General features: G+C 63.3%; 16 protein-coding genes. 2 read left to right on the top strand and 14 right to left on the bottom strand.

Annotation, left to right across the window (positions count from 1 at the left end; translation table 11 throughout):
* The 7 genes from ACN0X7_RS11035 to lspA all read right to left on the bottom strand — a co-directional run bounded on the left by ACN0X7_RS11035 (position 1) and on the right by lspA (position 10,144).
* The gene (locus ACN0X7_RS11035; RefSeq protein WP_417517108.1) at positions 1-2,664 is read right to left on the bottom strand and encodes a beta strand repeat-containing protein; all 2,664 of its coding nucleotides are present in this window, start codon (positions 2,662-2,664) and stop codon (positions 1-3) included.
* Between the two features lie 387 nt (positions 2,665-3,051).
* Positions 3,052-4,863, bottom strand: coding sequence for a DNA mismatch repair endonuclease MutL (mutL, locus tag ACN0X7_RS11030; protein WP_417517106.1), 1,812 nt, complete (start codon positions 4,861-4,863; stop codon positions 3,052-3,054).
* A complete protein-coding gene (locus ACN0X7_RS11025; protein WP_417517104.1) occupies positions 4,860-6,146 on the bottom strand; it encodes a glucose-6-phosphate isomerase in 1,287 nt (428 codons plus the stop codon). Before ACN0X7_RS11025 ends, mutL begins: the two co-directional genes overlap by 4 nt.
* A gap of 76 nt (positions 6,147-6,222) precedes the next feature.
* On the bottom strand, positions 6,223-7,581 hold the full coding sequence (locus ACN0X7_RS11020; RefSeq protein WP_417517102.1) for a M16 family metallopeptidase: 1,359 nt from the start codon (positions 7,579-7,581) through the stop codon (positions 6,223-6,225).
* Positions 7,578-8,918, bottom strand: a complete 1,341-nt coding sequence (locus tag ACN0X7_RS11015) for a M16 family metallopeptidase (RefSeq protein WP_417517100.1) — start codon at positions 8,916-8,918, stop codon at positions 7,578-7,580. Before ACN0X7_RS11015 ends, ACN0X7_RS11020 begins: the two co-directional genes overlap by 4 nt.
* Before the next feature lie 129 nt (positions 8,919-9,047).
* Positions 9,048-9,569 (bottom strand): DUF3035 domain-containing protein, encoded by a 522-nt coding sequence (locus tag ACN0X7_RS11010; protein ID WP_417517098.1) that lies wholly within the window; start codon positions 9,567-9,569, stop codon positions 9,048-9,050.
* On the bottom strand, positions 9,566-10,144 hold the full coding sequence (gene lspA, locus ACN0X7_RS11005) for a signal peptidase II (protein ID WP_417517096.1): 579 nt from the start codon (positions 10,142-10,144) through the stop codon (positions 9,566-9,568). Before lspA ends, ACN0X7_RS11010 begins: the two co-directional genes overlap by 4 nt.
* 369 nt (positions 10,145-10,513) lie before the next feature.
* On the opposite strand from lspA, the gene ACN0X7_RS11000 reads away from it, so the two are divergent.
* Positions 10,514-16,165, top strand: coding sequence for a hypothetical protein (locus ACN0X7_RS11000; RefSeq protein WP_417517094.1), 5,652 nt, complete (start codon positions 10,514-10,516; stop codon positions 16,163-16,165).
* Between the two features lie 72 nt (positions 16,166-16,237).
* On the opposite strand, the gene ACN0X7_RS10995 is transcribed toward ACN0X7_RS11000, so the two are convergent.
* Complete coding sequence (locus tag ACN0X7_RS10995; RefSeq protein ID WP_417517092.1) at positions 16,238-17,443, bottom strand: acyl-CoA dehydrogenase family protein; 1,206 nt, start codon at positions 17,441-17,443, stop codon at positions 16,238-16,240.
* A gap of 289 nt (positions 17,444-17,732) precedes the next feature.
* The gene (locus tag ACN0X7_RS10990) at positions 17,733-17,948 is read right to left on the bottom strand and encodes a helix-turn-helix transcriptional regulator (protein ID WP_417517220.1); all 216 of its coding nucleotides are present in this window, start codon (positions 17,946-17,948) and stop codon (positions 17,733-17,735) included.
* A 171-nt stretch (positions 17,949-18,119) separates the two neighbouring features.
* On the opposite strand from ACN0X7_RS10990, the gene ACN0X7_RS10985 reads away from it, so the two are divergent.
* On the top strand, positions 18,120-19,643 hold the full coding sequence (locus ACN0X7_RS10985; protein ID WP_417517090.1) for a UxaA family hydrolase: 1,524 nt from the start codon (positions 18,120-18,122) through the stop codon (positions 19,641-19,643).
* Positions 19,644-19,689: 46 nt separating this feature from the next.
* Here ACN0X7_RS10985 and truA read toward each other — a convergent pair whose 3' ends face one another.
* From truA to ACN0X7_RS10960, 5 genes are all read right to left on the bottom strand, one after another.
* A complete protein-coding gene (truA, locus tag ACN0X7_RS10980; protein WP_417517088.1) occupies positions 19,690-20,430 on the bottom strand; it encodes a tRNA pseudouridine(38-40) synthase TruA in 741 nt (246 codons plus the stop codon).
* On the bottom strand, positions 20,430-21,332 hold the full coding sequence (fmt, locus tag ACN0X7_RS10975; protein WP_417517218.1) for a methionyl-tRNA formyltransferase: 903 nt from the start codon (positions 21,330-21,332) through the stop codon (positions 20,430-20,432). The genes truA and fmt overlap by 1 nt, the downstream gene beginning before the upstream one ends.
* A 23-nt stretch (positions 21,333-21,355) precedes the next feature.
* Positions 21,356-21,874 carry a peptide deformylase gene (gene def, locus ACN0X7_RS10970; protein ID WP_417517086.1) on the bottom strand — a complete coding sequence of 173 codons (519 nt, stop codon included), beginning with the start codon at positions 21,872-21,874 and terminating at the stop codon, positions 21,356-21,358.
* Positions 21,875-21,955: 81 nt separating this feature from the next.
* A complete protein-coding gene (locus tag ACN0X7_RS10965; protein WP_417517084.1) occupies positions 21,956-22,744 on the bottom strand; it encodes an SDR family NAD(P)-dependent oxidoreductase in 789 nt (262 codons plus the stop codon).
* A complete protein-coding gene (locus tag ACN0X7_RS10960) occupies positions 22,737-24,002 on the bottom strand; it encodes an MFS transporter (RefSeq protein WP_417517082.1) in 1,266 nt (421 codons plus the stop codon). Before ACN0X7_RS10960 ends, ACN0X7_RS10965 begins: the two co-directional genes overlap by 8 nt.
* Positions 24,003-24,233 lie beyond the last annotated feature (231 nt).

The raw sequence follows: 24,233 nt of genomic DNA, 5'->3' as shown, positions 1-24,233 counted from the left end.
CTAGAAGAGGTCAGCCTCGACGATGCCGCTGACACCCAGCAGATCGACCGTTGCACCATTGTCGAACGTGACCCGCGTGTCGGACACGGTATCCGAATTAACATCCTGTTCCGACATGTCGGCAACCGTCAGTCCGATCAGCATGAAATGATCGGTGACAACATTGAAATCGGTAATCCGGTCGTTGCTGTCTGCACCATCGCTGCTGCGGAAGATGAATCGGTCGCCCCCCAGACCACCTGTCATTTCGTCATCCCCGGCTCCGCCGTCCAGACGGTCGTTGCCGTTACCCGCGCTGATCGTGTCATCGCCGGCACCCCCGGAGATGCCGTTTGTTCCGCTGTCACCGGCCAGCGTATCCGCCAGGCTTGAACCGACGATGTTCTCGACCCCGTTGATGGTCAGCGTGTTGATCCCCGACTGACCTGTCTCGGTCGCCAGATTGACATTCACAGCCTGCGTGTTGCTGCTGAAGATGATCGTATCGATGCCTTCGCCGCCTGAGACGGTGTCGTTGCCGCCACCATCAATGACCACACGATCGTTCCCATCACCACCATCCAAGCTGTCCGAGCCCGCATTTCCGAAGAGGCGGTCAGCGCCGGCACCGCCGGTCAGACTGTCATTGCCACTGCCACCGGTCAGCGTATCGGTTCCATCTCCGCCGTCCATTGTATCGCTGCCTGCGCCGCCTGTGAGCCGATTGGCCCCTGCATCACCTGCGAGCACGTCCGCGCTGTCGCTGCCGATCGCATCCTCGATGCCGATAAAGGTCAGTGTCGCCCCGGCCGAAGATCCGGATCCGGCCTGAAGATCGATCGATACAGCCGCGTCGTGAAAGCGGAAGTCCGCCGTGTCTGTACCTGCGCCGCCGTCAAGCGTGTCGTCGCCGCCTTCCCGATAGAGCAGCCGGTCTGCGCCTTCGCCGCCGTCGAGCGAATCAGCACCTGCTTCGCCGAACAGCAGATCGGCGCCATTCTGGCCCCGCAGTGTGTCGGCACCGTCGCCACCGATCAGCTTGTCGTCCCCGTTGCCGCCGACAATCAGGTCGTTTCCGACTTCGCCCGAAAGGGTGTCGTCTTGATCGCTGCCGGTAATCTGGTCGTTGCCGTCAAGGCCGAGAATACGCAGCGCAGTCGCGCTGCCCGAACCGGACAGCGTGTCGGCACCTCCGCCGCCAGCAGCGATCTCGATATCCGTGAAAGAGAAATTGGCCGCGTCGGTACCGGAGATGATCACGCGGTCCACGCCTGCGCCGCCCTGAAGCGAAACGTCGGCCGCATCGGCGATCAGAAGATCATTTCCGTTGCCGCCGAACATGCTGTCTGTGCCGTTGCCGCCGATCAGCGTGTCGTTGCCGTTGCCACCCTGCAGCGAGTCCGAATCCGCGTTGCCGGAAATCCGGTCATTGAAGCCTGATCCGGTCAGCGTATCGGATCCTTCGCGTCCCGAGATCGTGACGCTGGCGTTGGTTGCGGAGGCGTCAATCGCATCATCCTGATCGGCGGCAATGATCATCTCGAAATCATTCAGAACCAGGTCGACGGCTTCGCCCGCCCAAACATTCAGGGTATCGGTGCCGGTCCCGCCGAACACGGCAGTATCGAGTGCGTCCGCATTGATCCTGTCGTTCCCCGATCCGCCGAAAAACTCATCTTCGCCGCCCAGACCGGAGATCACGTCGTCGCCGGCCCCGCCGATCACGGTATCGTCTCCACCGAATGACATCAGGCTGTCGTTTCCGGCATTGCCAACCAGAGAGTCCGATCCGGTACCGCCACGCAAGGTGTCGCCAAATACGCTTCCGTTGATCTGAGCTTGTTCGAACCCGCTGATTACGGTGTTCCCCAGCGGAGTGATGAGCGCGGTCACCACATCCAGTGTTTCTCCGACGAGCAGATCAATGAGCATGCTGATCGCGCTGCCGAATCCCGAAAAATCCATGATCAGCGTGTCAGTGCCACTGCCGCCGTCCAGCGTGTCATTGCCGCCTCCCGCAAGGATTGTATCGTCGCCGGCACCCGCGGAAATACTGTCGTCCAGATTGTTGTCGAAGTTGAAGCTGTCGTTGCCGCTGCCGGTCTGGATCTGGACGCCTTCAAAACCCGAGATGTCGGTGCCGTCGGACAGCGTCAGGGAACTGCCCGAAGAAAGCACGAACGCTTCGCCTGATGCGGAGAAATCGCCGATCAGAATGTCATCGTCGCTGCCACCTGAAATTGTATCTCCCAGCCCGCCGGTGATGGTATCGTTGCCGGCACCGCCGTCGAGACTGTCACCTGAGCCGGAACCGTCAATCAGTCGGTCGTTGCCGCCGTTTCCAATCAGCGTGTCGCTGAGATCGCCACCAACCAGGTGGTCGATGGTTTGTGAGCCCTGTATGTTCACACGTTCGATGTTCGAAATGGTCTTTGTGCCCGACGACAGGACGACTGCAACGCCTGCGAGTGTCAGAACGGGATCAAGACCGTCGGTCATGATTACGCCGGTGAGTGTGTCGCCGGCGTTGTCGAGGACCAGCAGGTCGTCCCCGGAACCGCCATCAATCAGATCAGCGCCGCCCAATGGTGTGATCGTGTCATCGCCGCCCAGGCCGGAGATTGTGTCGATTAGGCTGGAACCTGAAAGTGAGTCATTACCAATTGTACCGACGACGATGGCCATAAGCGCGGCCCCCTTGCCAACAGAAAATTATTGTCAGGGCAAGTATTTTTTAAATTCTCTAATTTTCTGTAAAAAATGAATTACCTGGCCATTTCAACGTCCATGGTGTGATTTTTTCATGTGTTTTCCATGTTAACATTCAAATATAGAAGAAATTGTGTATCTGATAATTCAAATGAATAGGAGGTTGCGTGAGGGCAATGTGAAGGCTTGTGATGAGATTTTAAAAATTCAGCTCAATTTATGAACCTGATGGTTTCTTTGGATTTAGGTGGGCGGGGTGCTCGGATAGGTTGTTTCGCTCGGGTGTGCCGGGCATTTTCGCCGATGGCGAAAGACTGGATGAAAATCTGTTCTGCACGCAATGGATGTATTTTTTTCGACTTTTCAACGCCGTCCGAACAGGCGTTCGATATCGGCGAGCCGGAGTTCGACATATGTCGGGCGGCCGTGGTTGCACTGGCCTGAGTGCGGCGTCCGCTCCATCTCGCGCAGCAGGGCGTTCATCTCGACGCCGGTGAGTCGCCGCCCGGCGCGGACCGATCCATGACACGCCATGGTGGAACAGATGTCGTCCAGCCGGTCGGCCACACCCGATGCGCTGTCCATCTCGGCGAGTTCATCGGCCAGATCTCGGATCAGGCCGGTCACGTCGCACGCGCCCAGCATCGCGGGAGTCTCCCGCACCACAACTGCACCTGCTCCGAACCGTTCGAGCACGAGGCCGATCGAGGCGAGTTCGTCGGCCCGGCTTTCGATGCGGTCGGCAGAGACCTCGTCCAGTTCAACCACCTCGGGCAGCAGCAGGCCCTGACGGGCGACGCCGTTTGCGGCCATTTCGGCCTTCATGCGTTCATAGACCAGCCGTTCGTGGGCGGCATGCTGGTCCACGATCACCACACCGTCGCGGGTCTGGGCGACGATATAGGTCTCGTGCATCTGAGCCCGGGCGACTCCCAGCGGATAGTCGCGTGCATCCTCGGGCATGTCGTCCTGAGGTTCAGCAGGGGCCGAGGGCAGATCGAAGCCGTCCGGCGCCGTCGGGGCCTGGAAGCGCGCGGCGGCCTCCATGACGCTGGCGGACGCATGTTGTGCAGACGTGCCCTGCCAGGGGTGGCTGGAAAGGTAACCCTGGGCGGGCCGTTCAACGGGGCGGAACGCGCCGAGCGCGGCCTGGGCGACGGTGGTGGAGGCACGATGGCCGGCGGCCTGAAGCACCGATCGCAGTGCACCGACGATCAGGCCGCGGACCAGACCGGGCTGACGGAACCGGACTTCGGCCTTGCCCGGATGGACATTGACGTCGACTTCTGTCTGTTCGATCTCCAGGAACAGGGCGACGACCGGATGGCGGCCACCGGAAAGGAAATCGTGGTAGGCACCTCGGACGGCTCCGGTGAACAGCTTGTCGCGCACCGGGCGTCCGTTGACGAACATGTACTGCTGCACCGAGTTGCCGCGATTGTAGGTCGGCACCGCGGCGAAACCGGTCAGACGGATGCCTTCGCGTTCGGCCTCCACCGGCAGCGCGTTCTCGATGAAATCGCGGCCCATGATCCGGGACAGCCGCGCGGCACGGCGGTCCAGCAGTTCGCCCTGTTCGGACTGGCTGCTGAAGGCGACACGGTCGCCATCCTTCAGGCTGAAACCGATCTGGGGGTGGGCCATGGCAAGGCGCTTGATCTGGTCGAGGGCGGCTCCGAATTCCGCGCGGTCGGTCTTCAGGAATTTCAGGCGGGCAGGGGTGGCGAAGAACAGATCGCGGACCTCGACACGGGTGCCGGCCGCGCGCGAGGAAGGCTGAACGGGGCCTGCGCGTCCGCCCTCGACCTGCAGGGCCCAGGCGGTGTCATCGCCGTCTGCCCGGCTTTCGATGGACAGGCGCGAGACGGACCCGATCGAGGGCAGCGCCTCACCGCGGAAGCCGAGCTGCGAGATCGCCAGCAGATCGTCATCGGGCAGTTTCGATGTGGCGTGACGTTCGATGGACAGCGCCAGATCCGCGTCGGTCATGCCGCGACCGTCGTCATCGACCGAGATGAGCGTCCGTCCGCCCTCGCGCAGGACGACGTCGATGCGCCGGGCTCCGGCATCGATGCTGTTCTCCACCAGTTCCTTGACGGCGCTGGCCGGGCGCTCGATCACCTCACCGGCGGCGATGCGATTGACGGTCGTCTCCGGCAGCTTCCGGATGTTCATCGCTGAGCCTCGCTGCCCGCCAGATAGCGGCGGGTCAGACGTTTGCCGGTCTCGACGGCGGGCTGGCCATAGGGATCCAGTCCCAGCAGGTAGGCGGCGAACAGTGTCTCCAGCATGAAGTGCATCAGCAGGCCTCCCATCGACCTTTCGTCCAGCCTTGGTATCCGGATCAGGCGTACGGGCTGTTGCCGCGCCACCAGCGTTTCGATGGTCGCGCGCGCCTGTGTCTGGACGATCATACCGATGGAACGGTCATGCAGGTAGTTGATGTCGGGATGATCCAGGCCGCCGGTCGAGATGACCGGACCCGAGAACGCCTCGGCGACGGTGATCACCGTGAACATCTTGTCCGGCGGTCCGTCGAGCCAGAGTTGCAATTGGCTGTGCTGGTCCACGGGGCCGAGCGCGGCATACGGGGTCAGACCGCGCCCGTCCTTGCCCAGGCTTTCAGCCCACAGTTGCCGCTGCCAGTGGGCGAACCGTTCCAGCCCGCCGACATAGGGCAGCATCACCTGGATCGAACGCCGTCGTTCCGCCGCCAGACCGACGGTGATCGCGCCGCCGGTCAGGGGCGCCGATTCCGGCTCGGCGATCGCCGCCTCGAAGGCCTGCGATCCGCCGGTCCTCAGGGCCTGCGCATCCAACCCGGCAATCAGGGCGGGCAGCAGTCCGACGTTGGAAAAGGCCGAGAAGCGGCCACCGATCAGCGGGTCGTGATCCAGCACGCCGCAGCCGATCCGGTCCGCGATATGGCGCAGGGCGTTCGTGCCGGGCTCGGTGATCATCAGCACGTGCCGGCTGATCTGGCTGGGACGGACCTGACGGCGCAACCACTGCAGGGCGGCGAGTGTCTGTGCGACGGTCTCTGTCGTGCCGCCTGATTTGGAGACCACCAGCAGGTGGGTCTCCCGCGGTTCCAGCCTGTCCAGCAGATCCGCGAAGTCCCGTCCATCCAGATTGTCGGCGAAGATCAGCCGATCCCGACTGGCCCGCGACGCCAGCGCGGTGATCGCCTGCGCGCCCAGGCTCGATCCGCCGGTGCCCAGCACGATGGTGTGGGCGAAGCGGTCCCGGATTTCGAGCGCCGTCTGCGAGAGACCGCGAAGGTCATCGCGCCGGGATGCCAGTCCGAACTGCGGTGCCTGTCCCTCGGCCAGACGCTCCCGCAGGATCTGGATGCACGGCCGGGCCCGGCCCCGCAGATCCGCCAGCAGGGATCTGCTCAGCCCGTTCTCGCCGAGGGTTTCTTCCAGGCAGGCATCGATGTATTGCTGCAGAGGCATGATGATCGGCGAATCCCAGTCTGACCGCCCGTGACAGTCTCAAATCGGCCGTTGAACGGCAAGGCAGCCCCGGTGGCTATTGCGTGGCCTCGTCCACGGCGATGCCGTCCGGCCGCCCGACGCCGACGACGATCATGTCCTCAAGCTTCAGGATGCGGCTGGCGACTCGCTTGACGTCCTCGGCGGTCACGGCGTTGATCCGTTCGGGCCGTCGCGAGACGTAATTCTTGCCCAGATCATAGCGCTGCATGGCAACCAGCAGACCTGCGATGGCGCTGTTGGACGTGAACCGCAGCGGGAATGCGCCGTTGATGTTGGCCTTCGCCTTCCGAAGCTGTTCTTCCGACACGCCTTCATCGCGGAATGTCGCGATCGTGGTCTTCAGAATGGTGAGTGCTTCCGCGGCCTTCTCGTTGCTGGTCGACAGACCGCCGAGCCACATCCCGCCGCGTGCCATCGGACGCATGTAACTGTAGACGCCGTAGGTCAGGCCGCGTTTTTCGCGGATCTCCTCGGTCAGCAGGCTGGAGAAGCCGCCGCCGCCCAGAATGTGGTTCATGACGCGCGCGGTATCGAAGTCCGGATCATTGCGCCGGATTCCGGGCGTGCCGAAGACGATCACCGTCTGCGGGCTGTCATAGCCGATGACGCGCTGCGCACCGCCCGCCTGCACCGTTGCGGGGCCAAGCTCGGAGACATCGCCGATCTCCGGCAGGTCGCCGAAGGTCTTGTCGAGCAGCGGTTTGAGTTGTTCCGGCGTGATGTCGCCGACGACCCCGATGATCAGGTTGTCCTTGCCGAAGGTCTTTATCATGTGCGCCTGAACATCCGCGCGGGTCAGGCTGGATACCGTTTCAATCGTGCCGTCGACCTGCTGGCTGTAGCGGTCCGAACCGAAAGCGATCTCCGAGAAGACCCGTCCGGCGATGGCGTTGGGGTTCTGTGTATCACGTGAAATGCCGTTCAGGATGCGCGCGCGCATCCGCTCCAGCGCGTCCGTGTCGAATCGCGGCTTGGACAGCGCCAGTCCGGCCAGCGCGAACGCCTCGTCTGCGTTTGCCGTCAGCGTCTGCAAGGTCATGGTGAAATCGTCGCGGCCGGTCTCGAAATTCAACCGGATGGCGCTGTCATCCAGTCTGCGCTGGAAGGTCTGCGCATCCATCTCGCCAGCGCCTTCGTCCAGCAGCGCGGCCAGCAGATTGGACCGTCCGGACTTCGAGGCCGGTTCCGCGACCGCTCCGGCTCCTTTCCACATCGCGTTGACGGCAATGATGGGAATGGAAGGCTCGGACTTCAGCCAGGCGACAACCCCGCTGTCGGACGTGACCTCAACAATATCGGCGGCCTGTGCCGAGCGCGCGGTGAGGTGCACGGCGCCCGCGATCATCAGGATCGCCAGCGCCCTGGTGAGAAGAACGGGTAGGCGGATCATCATGAACGCTCCTCGGGCAGAAGTGTTGCGGTGACCGAGCGTTCCGGCCGGAACACAGCCTCAGCCGCTCGTCTAACATCTTCGAGTGTCGCGGCGCGGACCCGGTCCGGCCAGCTCTCCACCTCCTCGATGCTCACGCCGGCGGACAGGGCGCTGCCGAACACCCGGGCACCCTGGCTCAGGCTGTCGCGCATGTAGATGGCGTCGGCCAGCAGTCCCGTGCGGGCGCGTTCCAGTTCCTCGGCGGTGACGCCGTCGGTCAGGACACGGTCGATCTCGGCATCGATAGCGGCTTCGAGTTCCTCCAGCGAGACTCCGGGGGCGGGCGATGCGTAGATCCCGAAGTTGCCCGGTCCGCGATTGACGCCGGAATACCAGGCACCGATCGACAGTGCCTTGTTCTGATTGACCGCAAGTTCGCTGTAGAGGCGGCTGGTGCTGCCGGCACCCAGGATGTCCGAAAGCAGCTGCAGGCCCAGTGTGTGATCGGGATTGCCCCAGTTGACACTGTCGGCGATGTACATCCGCTGCCAGCTCGGTTCGGCCACACGCGGGTCGCTGTGCGTCAGACGCCGTGCCGCGCGATGCGGGGGTTCATGCGGCAGCTCGCGCTGGATGACCTCGGGGTTGGCGGGGATGACGCCATAGTATTTCTCGGCGAGCGGTTTCAGTTCCGCCGCCGTGATGTCTCCCGCCACCACCAGGATGGCATTGTTGGGCGCATAGAATTTCCGATAGAAGGCCAGCGCATCCTCCAGATCGAGCCGGATGATCTCATCTTCCCAGCCGATGATCGGGGTGCCGTAGGGATGTGCGAGGTAAAGCGCGGCGGCGACCTGTTCGTAAAACTGGCCCTGGGGTGTCGAATCGGTGCGCTGGCGGCGCTCTTCCAGCACGACCTGGCGTTCGGTGATCATGTCCTGCTCGCCGAACTGCAGGTTCACCATGCGGTCGGCCTCCATGCTCATGACCAGTTCCAGCCGGTCGCGGGCAATGCTCTGGAAGTAGCCGGTGTAGTCCTGGGATGTGAAGGCGTTGTCACGGCCGCCGTTGGCCGCGACGGTCTTGGAAAACTCACCGGGTGCGAGTTTCGCCGTTCCCTTGAACATCAGATGCTCCAGGAAATGCGCGATTCCTGACTTGCCGGGTGGCTCGTCAGCCGCGCCGACCTTGTACCAGACCATGTGAACCACGACGGGCGCGCGGTGATCGGGCACCACAACGACTTGCATGCCGTTGTCCAGCGTGAAGCTTTCAGGATTGAAGAGACCGGCTTCCGCGCGGGCGGAAAGACTGCCGAGAAGGATGAGTGAAATGACTCCGGTGATCAGTAGGCGCACCAGCAACTCCCTGTGCATCGCAACAGACACAAATGACAGACGTGCATCTGGACGTCCCGGAAGGCGACTGCAACCCGTCATTGCCGCTTTCGTGATGAACGACGGTCGGAAACCGGTGCCGGACCGTGTCTAGAAGAACAGTCCCTGCCGCTTGATCAGGGTCTTCTCCTGCGGGCTGGGTTCACGCTGCTTGCCGGGGCTGTTGTTGAACAGGATCAGTTCGGTCAGCAGGCTGTTCAGCCGCGTGACGGCGGTTTCCTGCTGGGCGGCCAGGCCGCGAACCCCCTTCGGCGGCGTCAGCGCGCCGGCCTGGCGCAGCAGGGCGAGCTCACCGGGACTCGCGTCTTCCGGAATCGACTCCTCGCCCGTGATGCCGCCTACAACCCGACCGTCTGCCGTGATCACCGCACCCGAACGGGGGCGTCTGGGTACCTGCGGCACGCCCGCGCGATCCACGCCGCCCGGTCCAGGCGGACGCAGGCTGAAATCGGGCGGGACCACCAGCGGCGAGAAGACGGTCACGCGGCTTTCGTCCGGTGACGTCTTGGACAGTCCCAGAATATCGCGCGCCGAGTCGCAGCCGACCAGGACAATCCCGAGCCCGGCGACTGCTGCAAGACGTGAAACACAACGCAGGTTTAGACTTTTCATGACGCCCTTTTAGAACTTTCGCCGCCGCCGAACAAGGAATCGAAAACGAGAATGATCACACCCAGCGAAATCGCCATGTCGGCGATGTTGAACGCGGGCCAGTGATTGCTGCCCAACGTCCGGAACGCCCATTCTCCGGCGGCACCGGACAGGAAAACATCGAAGAAATCGGCGACGGCACCGTAGTTGAACCGGTCGATGGCATTGCCGACCGCGCCCCCGATGACGAAAGCCAGGCCGAGACGCAGCCGGGTCTCCGGCGTGCGCCAGAGCCAGATCGTCAGTCCCGTGGCCACGACCAGATTGATGACGCCGAGAATGTATCTGGAACTGTCTCCGCCATTGGAGAACAGCCCGAAGCTGACGCCGGTGTTCCAGACCATCACCAGGTTGAACCATGAGGTGAGAACGACGGGTTCGCACAGATGCGGCAGCCCGCCGATTTCACGGCAGGACCGGTCGGCCATCAGGTCGATCAGCATCAGTTTGGAGACCTGGTCGGCAATGATGATCAGCAGGGCAAGGGCGAGCGGCCGGAGCGGCATGGGGCGTGGCGATCCCGTTTCGATGGACATGGCGCATCTCATAAGTGGTCCCGGCAAGGCTGAAAAGCCGCAAATGCCGCTTCTGTCCCGAAGGCCCGGCGGAACCGGGGAGCGCCTGTCCCATTGTGACGCATGTCACATCAGCCGGACTGGCTGCTGTTCTGATTCATGACAGTCTCTGCCGTTATCGTATTCTCTGAATACTACATATCACCGGGCACTCAATTCCGACCCATAGTTATTGCCAGGTCAATATTCTGTTCCATTCTTATAAACTATTGATTTAATTAAATTAAATCGGAATGATTTGTCGTGCTGTCGTAGAAAGCGCGCAAAGTTACCCGGCTGTTAACCTACGGCGCAGGCATTGCACGACTTTCCCGTCGGAGGGTGGACACAATGACTGATATTTTCGGCACCGCTGGCGACGACGTTCTGACCGGGACAGCTGACCGCGATACGATTTCCGGCCTCGCGGGCGACGATCATATTACGACAAACAGTTTTCGCGACCGCGCATTTGGCGGCGATGGCGACGATACGCTTCGCGGAAGCGGGTCCACGGTCATTCTGAATGGCGATGGCGGCAATGATCTGCTGGTCGCGGTGACTTCGACGTTCATCAGGCAGGACACGCTGTTCGGCGGCGCAGGCGATGACACGTTGATTGCCGGCAATGGCGGTGCAGCGCTTGTCGGCGGCGACGGTCGCGATCTGTTCATCCTCGATGGACGCGAAACCCGCATCGTCGATTTCGATATCGGCAATGACCGGATCGATCTTTCGCGCCTCGACCTGACTCTGACATTTGCGGAACTGACCGCGCCCGACTTCTCGTTTCTGCAGAACGGCATTCTGCGATTTGCGCCTTCGATCAACACATCGGCCTTCCTGCGGCTTCAGGATGTCAATCTGTCCGACCTGTCAGAAGCGCACTTTATCGGGCTGGCACAGTCGCCGGATGAGCCGACTGTCAGCACCGGTACCAACGACGCGGACGATATTCTCGGCACGGACGGTGCTGACGTGATCGACGGTCAGGCCGGCCCGGACACGATCGGCGGGCAGCAGGGTGACGACAGCATCATCGGCGGTGCGGGCGCGGATCAACTGCGCGGCGGCAAGGGCGATGACAGCCTGTTCGGCGGGATCGGTACCGACCGCCTGCGCGGCGACCTGGGTGACGACCTGCTGGACGGCGGTGAAGGCACCTTCGATGTCGCCGATTATTTCAACGCGCAGCAAGGCATCTCCGCCGATCTGGCCGCGGGCACAGCGACCGGCGCAGGCAACGACACGCTGGTCGGTATCGAGCGGCTGGAAGGCGGCGATTTCGACGACACGTTGCGTGGCGATGTACGGGACAACGTCATCGCGGGTGCCGGGGGTGACGACATCATGGACGGTCGCGGCGGCGATGATCTGTTCGGTATCGATGTCGGTACCGGCGACGATACGGTCATCGGTGGCGAAGGCGACGACCGTCTGCTGATCGTCAATCAGGACGGCGGTGCGTTGCAGGTGCGGTTCCTGGGTAGCAGTCTGACTCTGAACGGGACCCAGGTCATCAGCCTGGATGATCTCGAAACGCTGGAAATCCGCAATGAGGGTGCGACCACGATCAACAGCAACAGCCCCTCAATTCTGGAAATCAGTCTCGGCGTCGGGGACGACGTCTATGCAGGCGGGAATGGCAGCGGCCATACGGTGAGCGGTGGGCTGGGCGATGATCAGATTCGCACGTCTTCTGGCGACGACAGTCTGGATGGCGGCGATGGCGATGATGTTCTGAACGCCTCCTCAGGTCGCGACACTCTGCTCGGCGGGGCTGGCAATGACACGCTGATAGCATCGTCGGGTGACGGCGATCAGCTGTTCGGCGGCAACGGTGACGACATTCTAGGTGGCGGGAGCGATTCCCAGTCATTCTTCGGCGGTGCAGGCAACGATACGATCACCACCGGCACCGGAACGGACCTCGTGGATGCTGGAGAGGGTGACGACCACATCACCGCATCCGGTGATGGAGACATTGTCTCCGCGGGGAGTGGCAATGACTTCATCCGGTCAAGTGCGTCCAACTCGACCAATTACGGCGGGGATGGTGACGACGAGATCGTGCAATCAGGCGTCAACAATCTCGTGGACGGCGGCGCGGGCGCCGATAATCTGCAGTTGATCGGGGCGAATTCGACCGTCAGGGGCGGTGCCGGCGACGATCTGATCCGGCTGGGAAGCCGCGCGGACACGGTCGTGGCCGAAGCTGCGATGGACCAGGATCGCGTCATCTCCTTTACCGTCGGCCAGGACAGGATCGACGTCACCGCCTTCTCTCCTGCCCTGGATTTCTCAGCGCTGAACATCTCGGACAGCGCCGGCAATGCGATCATCGATTTTGGCAATGGCGATGTCCTGCGACTGGACGGTGTCGATGCCACCGCCCTTTCGGCCGCCGATTTCGTCGGCCTGGCCCCTGAGCGGATCCCGACGAACGGTGACGACGATCTGACCGACAAGCCGGGCGACGACCTGATCTTCCTGCTGGATGGCGATGACACGCTGGTCAGCCATTCGGGCAATGACCTCGTCTTCGGCGGGAACGGGAACGATTCCATCTCGGTCGCGGGAACCAGTGAACGGGAACTGCTGATCGCCGGTGATGCCGGGGACGACACGCTTTCGATCTCCGGCGATGTGACGGGGTCGAGCACGGTGATCGGGGCCGACGGTGCCGATCTGGCCGCTGGCGGCGGCGGTCGTGATCTGATTTTCGGCGGCAACGGGGACGACACGCTGGATGGCGGTGCGGGCCAGCACGACAAGCTGACCGGCGGCGATGGTGCTGACACGTTCGTTGTCCGGGCGGGGAATGGCGACGACATCATCCGCGACTTCACCTCAGGCGAAGACCGGATCGATGTCTCGGATCTCGCGCTGGATCTCGCCTTTTCCGATCTGCAGATACAGGCGATCGGCGGTAACACCCATGTCGACTTCGGCAACGGCGACAGCCTGCTGCTCTATCACACCGCACCTGATGACCTGTCCGCCGACGATTTCATCGGTCTGAACGTGCCGGTCATCCCGGGCCAGAATCTGCTGGCCAACGGCAGCTTCGAACTGGACAGCGACGGCAGCGTGCTGAGTGCGGCCGGTTTCCGCAGCAGCGCCGACCTGTTCGGCTGGGACGTGATATCGGGCGATGGGGTCGATCTGCATGGTGACGGAAACGGTGTCGCCGCCACGGACGGTCATTTCGTGCTGGATATGGGTGAAACGCTGCCCGGCGATGTCAATCTGGCGATCGGGCAGGATGTCGCCGGTCTGTCGGCGGGGACGGCGCTGCAGCTCAGTTTCGATATCCAGAACAAGGCTGCCAACACATCGCATACGGCCGGCAATCCGGACAGCGCGATCCTGGAGGTCTTCTGGAACGGTGAACGGGTCGCCCGTTTCGACGATCCGCCGCTTTCACCCGAGACGCAGGTTCTCAATGTCGTCGCCGGCAGTGGCGACGGTTCGAACCGGCTTGAGTTCCATGAAGTCGGCCATCCCGACAATTGTGGCACCGGTCTCGACAACGTCCGGCTGATCATTTCGGACGGAACGCCGCCGCCGGACCCCGAGCCGATCATCGGCACGGAGGCGGCGGACGTGATCGCCGGAACGGACGGCGATGACACGATCGACGCACGCGGCGGGCCGGACGCGGTTGACGGCAGGGGCGGCGATGACAGCCTGAGCGGCGGCAAGGGCGCGGATACGCTGACCGGCGGTGCAGGCGACGACAGCCTGTTCGGCGGCATCGGCACGGACCGCCTGCGCGGCGGTGACGGCAACGACCTGCTGGATGGCGGGGAAGGTGACTTCGATGTCGCCGACTTCTTCGATGCCCAGGGCGGCATTCATGCCGATCTGGCTGCCGGAACGGCGGCCGGCGCGGGCAGCGACACGCTGGTCGGTATCGAGCGTCTGGAAGGCGGCGACTTCGATGATACCCTGCAGGGCGACAACGCGGACAATGTGATCGCGGGTGCCGGTGGCGACGACATCATGGAGGGACGGGACGGCGACGACCTGTTCGGCGTCGATGTCGGCACGGGCGACGACACGATCAACGGCGGTGCGGGCCGCGATACCCTTCTGCTGGTCAGGCAGCCGGGGCAGGGCGGCGACCAGATCGTGATCACGCGCAACAACGATATCGTTGCGACGGGACCGGACCAGACCGGCAGCGGTGGCGACCGCGTCTCGACGGCCAGTATCGAAGCGATCGAGTTCCGGGGTTCCGATTTCGCGGAAACTTTCAGGGCCCATAATTTCGGCGGCGATCTCTCCATTTCGATGGGGGCCGGGGACGATGTGGTCGTGGGCAGCAACTCCGGCGGCGATCTGATCGATGGCGGGGCCGGCAACGATCTCGTCATGGGCGAGAGCAGTCGCGACTTTGGCCTGGGCACATCGGATACACTGTCCGGCGGTGCCGGTCAGGACACGATCAGCGGTCAGTCGGGCGACGATATTCTGGACGGCGGCGCGGATGACGACAGTCTCTACGGTGGGGCCGGTGCCGACCGCTTTGTGTTTGGTGCCGACAGCGGCGACGATATCATCTTTGATTTCACCAGCGGTGAGGATGTCATCGATCTGACGGCACTGGACCTCGACAGTCGTTTCAACGAACTCGAGATCGCCCGGGTCGGGAGCAGCGCCCGTATCGATCTCGGTGACGGAAACCGGCTGACCCTGTCGGGAATCGATCCGGATGACCTTTCTGCCGACGATTTCCTCGGCCTGGTGGAAGACCCGGGCTCGACGGCGACGGACGGCGACGATCTGCTGACCGACACGGCGGGCGACGAGTTCATCTTTGCCCTGGCCGGCAACGATACGATCCGCTCCCTCTTCGGCGATGACAGCCTGTTCGGCGGCGCGGGTGACGATGAGATCCGGATCGACATGTCCGGCGACGGGCGAAACGTTCTGGCGGCGGGCGACGACGGGGACGACCTGATCCTTCGCGACATAACCGGCTTCGGTTCGGGCAATACCACGCTGATCGGCGGGGCGGGCAACGACACCCTGCTCGTCGCCGGCGGCAGCGACGACGAGATGTTCGGTGGCGACGGCAATGACGTGCTGTTCGACGAGGGCGGCGGCGCATTCTTCGATGCCGGTGCGGGCGACGACACGCTGCACCTGCGCAGCGGCATCGACACAGCCTTTGGCGGCGATGGCAATGACCGATTTGAAACCCCCGGCAGCGGCGACACCATCGATGGCGGACGGGGCGACGACACGATCATCGGCTTCGAACGGGGCTTTACCGTCAAGCTGGGCGAAGACTTCGGCGATGATGTCATCGAGGCCTTCGATCCGCTCGGCGACAGGATCGATCTCACGGCGCTCGATCTCGATGCGCGTTTCGAGGATCTCGCGATCACCGACACGGATGGCGACATCCTGATCACCTTCGATGAAGGCACCCTGCGCCTGACGCAACTGAACGTCGGGCAGATCGGCGCTGACAATTTCCTCGGGCTGCTGTCTTCGGAACCGCCGGAACCGATCATCGGGACGGCGGGCGATGACGCGCTTTCGGGAGCCGATCCGGACGAACTGTCGAACGGAGCGGATAACGTGAGCGGGCTTGCCGGAGCGGACACGCTCGATGGGCTGGGCGGTGATGATCGGCTCTATGGCGGGGACGGCAACGATCTGCTGTCGGGTGGCGCCGGCACGGATCTGGTCTATGGCGGGGCCGACGATGACACGCTGAATGGCGGCACGGGCCGCCATGACAAGCTGACCGGCGGTGCTGGCAGCGATCTGTTCGCCTTCAATCCGGGCGACGGCGCGGACATCATCCGCGACTTCACGACCGGCGAGGACCGGATCGACCTCAGCGCGTTTGATCTGGACGCGACCTTTGACGACCTGAACCTTCAGGCCAGCGGTCCCCACGCCTTCATCGACATGGGCAGCGGCGACAGCCTGCTGCTCTACAACGTTGCGTCAGACACGCTGGTCGAGGACGACTTCATCTTCTGATCAGGAAGGGTTCATCGCCGCGCGTTGACGCTTCCTCCCCCTTCACATGGGGGAGGAAGCGACGTACGGGCCTCAGTTCCAGCGGCGGATTTCCAGGCGGGCGAGTTGGTCGCGGTGCACCTCGTCGGGGCCGTCGGCCAGGCGCAGGGTGCGCTGGTGGGCGTAGGCGAAGGCGGTGCCGAAGTCGGTGGTGACGCCGCCGCCGCCGTGGGCCTGGATGGCCCAGTCGGTGATCTTGCAGGCGATGTTCGGCACCGAGACCTTGATGCCGGCGATCTCGCGGCGGGCTTCCTTGTTGCCGACCGTGTCCATGCGCCAGGCGGCGTACAGCACGTACAACCGGTTCTGGTCGATCATGATGCGGCTTTCGGCGATGCGCTCCCGCCAGACCGACTGCTCGATCACGGGCTTGCCGAAGGCCACGCGGGACTTCAGGCGCTTGATCATCTTCTCCAGCGCGCGTTCGGCCACGCCGATGGAGCGCATGCAGTGATGGATGCGGCCCGGGCCGAGACGCCCCTGTGCGATTTCGAAACCGCGGCCTTCGCCCAGCAGGATATGGTCGGCGGGCACGCGCACATCCTCGAACAGGACCTCGCCGTGGCCGTGCGGCGCATCGTCGTAGCCGAAGACCGGCAGCATCCTCTTCACCGTGATGCCCTTGGCGTCGCGCGGCACCAGGATCATCGACTGCTGCTTGTGGCGGTCGGGGTTGTCGGGGTCGGACTTGCCCATCAGCACCAGGATCTTGCAGCGCGGATCGCCGATCCCGGATGTCCACCACTTGCGCCCGTTGATGACATATTCATCGCCGTCGCGCTCGATCCGGGTCTGGATGTTGGTGGCGTCCGACGAGGCGACTTCCGGTTCGGTCATCGCGAAGGCCGAGCGGATTTCACCGTTCAGCAGCGGCTTCAGCCACTTCTCCTGGTGTTCCTTGGTGCCGTAGCGTGCCAGAACTTCCATGTTGCCGGTGTCGGGTGCGGAGCAGTTGAAGGCCTCGCCCGCGAAGGTGGAGCGGCCCATCAGTTCGCACAGCGGCGCATATTCCAGGTTGGTGAAGCCCGGTCCGCCTTCATGCTCGGGCAGGAAGAAGTTCCACAGGCCTTCCTTCTTGGCTTCTTCCTTCAGGTCTTCCAGGGTGGGGATCGGCTGCCAGCGGTCGCCTTCGTCGATCTCGTCCATCATCTTCTGTTCGTTCGGATAGATGTGCTTGTCCATGAACGCGCTGATGCGTTCCTGCATCTCCAGACTGCGTTCGGTCTGTGTGAATTCCATTGCCTGTCTCCCCTGAAAGGCGGTGGGCCGCGCTGTCACTGCGGCTTCGATGTGCGGCCGGATCATAACCTGCCGGTTTCGGCATGTCACAGGTCAGGTTGCCGCGAGCGCCGACCCGTTTCCTGCCGCGTCAGGCATTTGTAGCAGGCCCGCACGCCCTCCGTTTGATCGGGATCAAGTTTCCGACGCACACGCTTTGGCTCAGAATTTCGTTAGTCTCGTCTGTCGCTTCTGCTTGTCATCGATGTCGGCAAGACTTGGAGGATCAAGACTTGGAGGATTGATAGTCTCAGTCCCTAATGCCTAGCAGTAGCCAGTCTAAACTTTTGCCTGTTACATTACGAATTCGAGCAAGATGTTCGAGATCGGCTGGCTTCGTTTCACCCCTTTCCCAACGGTAATACGTCAGGCGTTCAACGCCGATCTTCCTAGCGAAATCTGAGGCGGTATCAAAACCCATAGCTTCCCGGGCGGCTTTAAGCCGGTCTCCGAACGCCCTGTTCATCGGATACTGGCTCACAAACCGCCTCCATTTCTGCGATGGGAATTAGACTGCCTCGATTCCATTTAAACAGTGCGTTCGATCGGACAATAGTGCAAATCGATACGAAGGATGAAGACTGTCTGTCTGCGTATTGCTGCCCTATGCTGATGTTCTTCAATCTGGGAGGACGCCATGAAAAATTCGCTGACGCTGCAACTGAACCCGAAGGACAATGTCGCGGTCGCCCGGGTCGATATCCTGCCCGGTACCGACATCGGCGAAGGCGTGAGCGCGGTGCACCACATCCCGGCGGGCCACAAGATCGCGCTGTCGGCGATCGGCGCAGGCGCACCTGTCCGCAAGTACGACCAGATCATCGGCTTTGCCGAAGGCGATGTCGCACCCGGCGATCACGTCCACACCCACAATTGCAAGTTCGCGATGTTCGAGCGCGATTACGCCATCGGGCAGGACGTGAAACCGACCGACTATTTCCCCGAAGCCGAGCGCGCGACGTTCAACGGATACCGTCGCGAGAACGGTAAGGCCGCGACGCGCAACTTCATCGGCATCCTGACGTCGGTGAACTGCTCGGCGACGGTCGCGCGATACATCGCCGACCAATTTCGCCATTCGGACGCGCTGGCCGACTATCCGAATGTGGATGGCGTCGTCGCGCTGACCCACGGCACGGGCTGCGGCATGGCCTCGGACGGCGAGGGCATGCGGATGCTGTCGCGTACCTTCGCGGGCTATGCGCGGCATCCGAATTTTGCGGGCATCCTGTTCATCGGACTGGGCTGCGAGGCGGCCCAGCTCGGCATGATGATGGATGTCGAGGGCCTGAAACCCGGACCCCTGCTGCACATGTTCACCATTCAGGATTCCGGCGGCACCACGGCGACCGTGAAGAAGGGCGTCGATCTGGTGAAGGAGATGCTCCCTCACGCCAACAGCTTCAGGCGCGAACCGATCCCGGCGTCCGAACTGGTGCTGGGCCTGGAGTGCGGCGGCTCCGACGCCTATTCGGGCATCTCGGCCAATCCGGGGCTCGGCGCGGCGGCGGACCTGCTGGTGCGGCATGGCGGGACGGCCTGTCTGGGCGAAACGCCAGAGATCTACGGTGCCGAACATCTGCTCACCCGTCGTGCCGTTTCCGACGACGTCGCGCAGAAGCTGATCACCAAGATCCACTGGTGGGAAGATTATGTTGCCAAGAACAACGGGTCGCTGGACAACAATCCCAGCCCCGGCAACAAGGCCGGTGGCCTGACCACGATCCTTGAAAAATCGCTCGGCGCGGCGGCGAAGGGGGGCACGACGAATCTTTGCGACGTGTATTCATACGGCGAGAAGATCACGTCGAAGGGCTTCGTCTTCATGGACACGCCGGGATACGATCCCGTGTCGGTGACCGGCTTCGTGGCCGGTGGTGCGAACGTGGTGTGCTTCACCACCGGTCGTGGCTCGGTGTTCGGATGCAAGCCCGTGCCGTCGCTGAAACTGGCGACCAACTCGGTGATGTACAACCGCATGTCCGACGACATGGACATCAACTGCGGCCAGGTCGTGGATGGCGAGAAGTCGGTGCAGGAACTGGGGCAGGTGATCTTTGACAAGATCATCGCGACGGCGTCCGGTGAGCAAACCTGCTCGGAGCGTCTCGGTTTCGGCGATGACGAGTTCCTGCCCTGGCAGGTCGGCGCGGTGATGTGATCCGGCACCGGACCGCGGTGACGGATTGGATTCGCGTCGCAGCGGTTCAGGGGTAGTCCGCCTTCACGAAGTACAGGCCATGCGCGGGCGCGGTCGGTCCGGCGGCGGCGCGATCTTTCGCATCCAGCATCTTCTGGACGTCGCCGGGGGTGAAGCGGCCCTTGCCGACCTCGATCAGGGTGCCTGCGAAAATGCGGACCTGATTGTGCAGGAACGATCGTGCCGAGCAGCGCAGGTGATATTCCGGGCCCGCGCGTTCGATGGTCAGAACGTCCAGCGTTTTCAGTGCGGTCTCCGACTGGCAGTGCGTCGACCGGAAGCTTTCGAAGTCATGCTTGCCGATCAGCAGGCGTGCGGCTTCGCGCATCGCGTCGAGATCAAGATCGTAGGACACATGCCACACGCGGCCCCGGTCCAGCACCGGCACGGTATCCCGGTTCAGCACGCGATAGAGGTAATGCCGCCCCGTGCAGTCGAACCGGGCGCTGAAATCGTCCGGGGCGGGTTCGACCGACAGCACTCCGACGGGATGCGGGCGGACGTGGAAATTCAGTGCGTCCCGGATCTTGCGGGGTGACATGTCCCTGTCGATATCGACGCTCGCCACCATGCCCAGCGCATGGACCCCGGAATCGGTGCGACCGGCCCCGATGACCGTCCGGGTCTCGCCCGAAAAGCCGGTGATCGCCTCTTCCAGCACCTGCTGCACGGCCAGCCCGTTGGTCTGGCGCTGCCAGCCGACAAAGCCGCCGCCATCATATTCCAGAGTCAGGCGATAGCGGGCCATCAGCGCAGGACTGTGCCGGGCGCGATGGGCCTGCCGCGCTGGAACTCGGTGGCGTCCATCGTCTTCTTGCCCGCGCGCTGCAGGCTGAGAAACCGGATCGCCCCGTCGCCGCACTGCACGGTCAGGGCGTGATCCAGCACCGTGCCGGGCGCGGCGTCCGCAGGGGGGATCAGCATCGCCATGTGCGCCTTCACGCGCTCGCCGTCTGCCTCGAACCAGGCGCCGGGAAAAGGTGACAGCCCGCGTATCTTTCGTTCGATCTCGACGGCCGGGCGGGTCCAGTCGATGCGAGCTTCGGCCTTGTCGATCTTGGCGGCATAGGTGATGCTATCTTCCGGCTGCGGCGTGAGGGCCAGCCTGCCCTTCGCCAGCTTTTCCAGCGCTTCGACCATCAGGTCCGCGCCCATCTGCGCCAGACGGTCATGCAGGGTCTCGGTCGTGTCGCGCGCGCCGATCGGCGTCTCGACGGTCAGCGCCATGTCGCCGGTATCCAGTCCCGCATCCATCTTCATGATGGTGACGCCGGTCTTCGTGTCGCCAGCCAGTACGGCGCGGTGGATCGGTGCCGCCCCGCGCCAGCGCGGCAGCAGCGACGCGTGGATGTTGAAACAGCCCAGCCGGGGCGCGTCCAGAATGGCCTGCGGCAGGATCAGGCCGTAGGCCGCGACGACGGCGACGTCGGCCTCATGGCGCGCAAACTCGGCCTGGGCCTCGGCGTTGCGTAACGACTTCGGCGTGAAGACCGGCAGGTCCAGTTCCTCGGCCGCCTTGTGCACGGGCCCGGGGCGCGGTTTCTTTCCACGTCCGGCGGCCCGCGGCGGCTGTGAATAGACGGCCACGATCCGATGCCCTGCCGCATGGACGGCCTTCAGCGCGGGCACGGCAAAGTCGGGCGTACCCATGAAGATGATGCGAAGTGGGGCAGTCACCCCGTCGCCTTCAGCTTCTTCGCTTTCTTCAGGCGTTTCATGATCATGGCGCGTTTCAGGGCGGAGATGTGGTCGACGAACAGGATGCCTTCGAAGTGATCCATCTCGTGCTGGATGCAGGTCGAGAGCAGCCCGTCGGCTTCCAGGCTTTGCGGGGCGCCGTCGCGGTCCAGGTAGTCGACCGTGATGCGGTCGTGGCGATCGACTTCCGCATATTGTTCGGGCAGCGAGAGGCAGCCTTCCTCGTAGGCGCGCAGATCGTCCGAAGCCTCGCGGATCACCGGGTTGACCAGATAGATCGGCTGGGGATCTTCGCGGTCGTCGGCGCAGTCCACCACCATCACCCGCTTCGCCACGCCCACCTGAATGGCTGACAGGCCGACGCCCGGCGCGTCGTACATCGTCTGCAGCATGTCATCCATCAGCGTGCGCAGATCGTCATCGACGGTCTCGACGGGTTCGGACTTCACGCGAAGGCGCGGATCGGGCGCGGTGATGATGGGCAGCAGGGCCATGGGTCTCGCCTGACGTTAACGGAACAGGGGGGAGGTAATTCCGACGCCCCCTCCCGTCAAGTCCGTTGCCGGTTCTGGCGGCTATCGCGCGACGGTCGGTGCGAAGCCCAGATGCATGCCGCCGTCCACCAGCATCGTCTCGCCGGTGATCAGGTCGGATCCGGCGATGAACATCAGGATCGCCCGTGCATTGTCTTCCGGCGTCGAGACCCGCTGCAGCGGGTTGGTTTTCAGCTGATGGTTCAGGGTGGCGTCATAGAGTTCCTGGCCCATGCCTTCGCGCAGCCACTTGCCCTGGATCATGCCGGGACAGATCGCGTTCACCCGGATCTCCGGACCCAGCACGCGGGCGAGCGAAAGGGTCATGGTGTTCAGCGCGCCCTTGGATGCCGCGTAGGCCACGCAGGAGCCCATGCCGGTCACGCCCGCGATGGACGAGACATTGGTGATCGAGGCGCTGCCCGCCTTGCGCAGGTGCGGTTCGGCGTGCTTGGCCATCTGGTAGGGACCGACCACATTAACCGAATAGATCCACTGGAAATCGTCCGCGTCCAGCCCGGCCATGTTGCCATGGGCGTTGAACTTCGTCGTGCCGGCGTTGTTGACCAGATGGTCCAGCCGTCCGTATTCGGCAACGCAGGCATCGACCAGCTTCTTGCAGTCGTCGTCGTTGGCGACATTGGCCTGAACGGTGATCGCCTGCGCGCCGACGTTGCGGCAGGCCTTGGCGGTCGCCTCGGCGTCGTCGACCGATTTCGTGTAGTTGATCACCACGTTGCAGCCGTATTCGGCCAGCAGCTTCGCCGTCGCCGAGCCGACGCCGGTGGCCGACCCGGTCACGATGGCGGCCTTGCCTTTCAGATCAATCATTCTTCTTTTTCCCCTCAGGTATCAGGAACCACAGAAATGCCGCCAGTTCGATGGCGATGATGATGAGCAGGCCCGTCTCGTAGCCTTCGGGCGCGTAGCCACCGATTGCGGTCTCCGGGAACTGCTTGATGATCCAGCCGAGCGTGGAGGCGATGACGAAGACGCCCAGGAACACGAAGACGTTCAGGGCCGAATTCACCCGGCCCGCGAGGTTCAGCGGAAACTGTCCGCACAGCCACGGGAACGCGAGCGCGGACATGTTCGACGACAGCCCCAGCAGAATCCAGGGCCAGTGGCCCTGCAGGTCCATGCCGGTCGCGATGGCGATCTGGCTGAACAGCAGGATGGAGACGCCGCCCGCCATGATCGCGTGCAGCGGTACTCCGAAGCGGGTCAGGATGTCCGCCGTCACCCCGCCCAGCACGAAGCCCGCCGTCAGGGCGATGCTCAATGTCTGCAGGTAGACGGCCACCGTCGTCTGGTCCAGACCGGCCACATCCTTCAGCCACAGGCCCGACCACTGATTGTGGATCGCCATTCCCGTGGCCATCGTCATGACCGCCATGGGCGCGATCCGCCAGTAGGAGCGGCTGGAATAGATCTGCTTCAGGCTGCCGGCCAGTTCGGCAACCGAGATCGGATTGCTGGTGCCGGCCTTCTCGGGCACCACCAGAAAGATCAGCAGGGACGCCAGAACGGTCAGTCCCGCGATATAGAGGAACAGGTCATGCCAGGTGATCGTGGTCAGCAGGTATTCGACCGGCGTCGTGGCGAACAGCGCGCCAAGGCCGCCCATGCCGAGCAGGCACCCGTTGACCAGCGGCCAGCGGCTCTGCGGGAACCAGATGGTGATGGCCTTCAGCGAGCCCATCAGGCCACCCGCACAACCCAGACCGATCAGCGCCCGTCCGATGATCAGTGTGGTGGGGTTGGTGCCCAGCCCGAAGATCACCGCCCCACCCGCCGCGATCAGCAGCAGGCAGGCCTGTACCCGCCGCGGTCCGTAGCGATCCAGGGCCGCGCCGACCGGCAGTTGCGCAATGCCGAAGGCGAGGAAATAGGCCGCGCCGACCAGTCCCAGGACGCTGGCATCCAGTGCCAGTTCGTCGCGGATCCGGTCGCCGATCAGGGACGGCAGCGCCCGATAGAGGTAGGACAGGAAATAGCCGCTGGCGAACGGCATGAAGACCAGCAGCACCAGCCGCATCCAGTGGGAAGCGGAATGCTGTTCGTTCGAGGCGATGCTCTTGTCGGTCACGTTGTTGTTCCTCCCCCGCCGGAACTTTCGGCTGCCAGCGAGAAAACCGCAACCGCTTCCTGTTTGTCCGGCATTGTCGCTCAGCTGTCAGGACACCCGATCGCGCCGGCGGCATCTGCTGCGCCCGACAGTTCCGGTCGCTGTTCAGCCTTGCGACGTTTCCAGTCAGGATGTGTAGCGGGCGGTGCACGTTTGCAGCAGTGCAACGATCTCAATGCCGCAATGCATGTC

This window comes from Minwuia sp. (assembly GCF_048263705.1).
GTDB lineage: Bacteria > Pseudomonadota > Alphaproteobacteria > Minwuiales > Minwuiaceae > Minwuia.
This window is presented reverse-complemented; position numbering and strand designations above follow the sequence as displayed.

Coding starts and splice junctions, on each gene's coding strand:
- ACN0X7_RS11035 (WP_417517108.1), bottom strand. CDS start 2,664: ATGGCCATCGTCGTCGGTACAATTGGTAATGACTCACTTTCAGGTTCC.
- mutL (WP_417517106.1), bottom strand. CDS start 4,863: ATGAACATCCGGAAGCTGCCGGAGACGACCGTCAATCGCATCGCCGCC.
- ACN0X7_RS11025 (WP_417517104.1), bottom strand. CDS start 6,146: ATGCCTCTGCAGCAATACATCGATGCCTGCCTGGAAGAAACCCTCGGC.
- ACN0X7_RS11020 (WP_417517102.1), bottom strand. CDS start 7,581: ATGATGATCCGCCTACCCGTTCTTCTCACCAGGGCGCTGGCGATCCTG.
- ACN0X7_RS11010 (WP_417517098.1), bottom strand. CDS start 9,569: ATGAAAAGTCTAAACCTGCGTTGTGTTTCACGTCTTGCAGCAGTCGCC.
- lspA (WP_417517096.1), bottom strand. CDS start 10,144: ATGTCCATCGAAACGGGATCGCCACGCCCCATGCCGCTCCGGCCGCTC.
- ACN0X7_RS11000 (WP_417517094.1), top strand. CDS start 10,514: ATGACTGATATTTTCGGCACCGCTGGCGACGACGTTCTGACCGGGACA.
- ACN0X7_RS10995 (WP_417517092.1), bottom strand. CDS start 17,443: ATGGAATTCACACAGACCGAACGCAGTCTGGAGATGCAGGAACGCATC.
- ACN0X7_RS10990 (WP_417517220.1), bottom strand. CDS start 17,948: ATGAACAGGGCGTTCGGAGACCGGCTTAAAGCCGCCCGGGAAGCTATG.
- ACN0X7_RS10985 (WP_417517090.1), top strand. CDS start 18,120: ATGAAAAATTCGCTGACGCTGCAACTGAACCCGAAGGACAATGTCGCG.
- truA (WP_417517088.1), bottom strand. CDS start 20,430: ATGGCCCGCTATCGCCTGACTCTGGAATATGATGGCGGCGGCTTTGTC.
- fmt (WP_417517218.1), bottom strand. CDS start 21,332: ATGGGTACGCCCGACTTTGCCGTGCCCGCGCTGAAGGCCGTCCATGCG.
- def (WP_417517086.1), bottom strand. CDS start 21,874: ATGGCCCTGCTGCCCATCATCACCGCGCCCGATCCGCGCCTTCGCGTG.
- ACN0X7_RS10965 (WP_417517084.1), bottom strand. CDS start 22,744: ATGATTGATCTGAAAGGCAAGGCCGCCATCGTGACCGGGTCGGCCACC.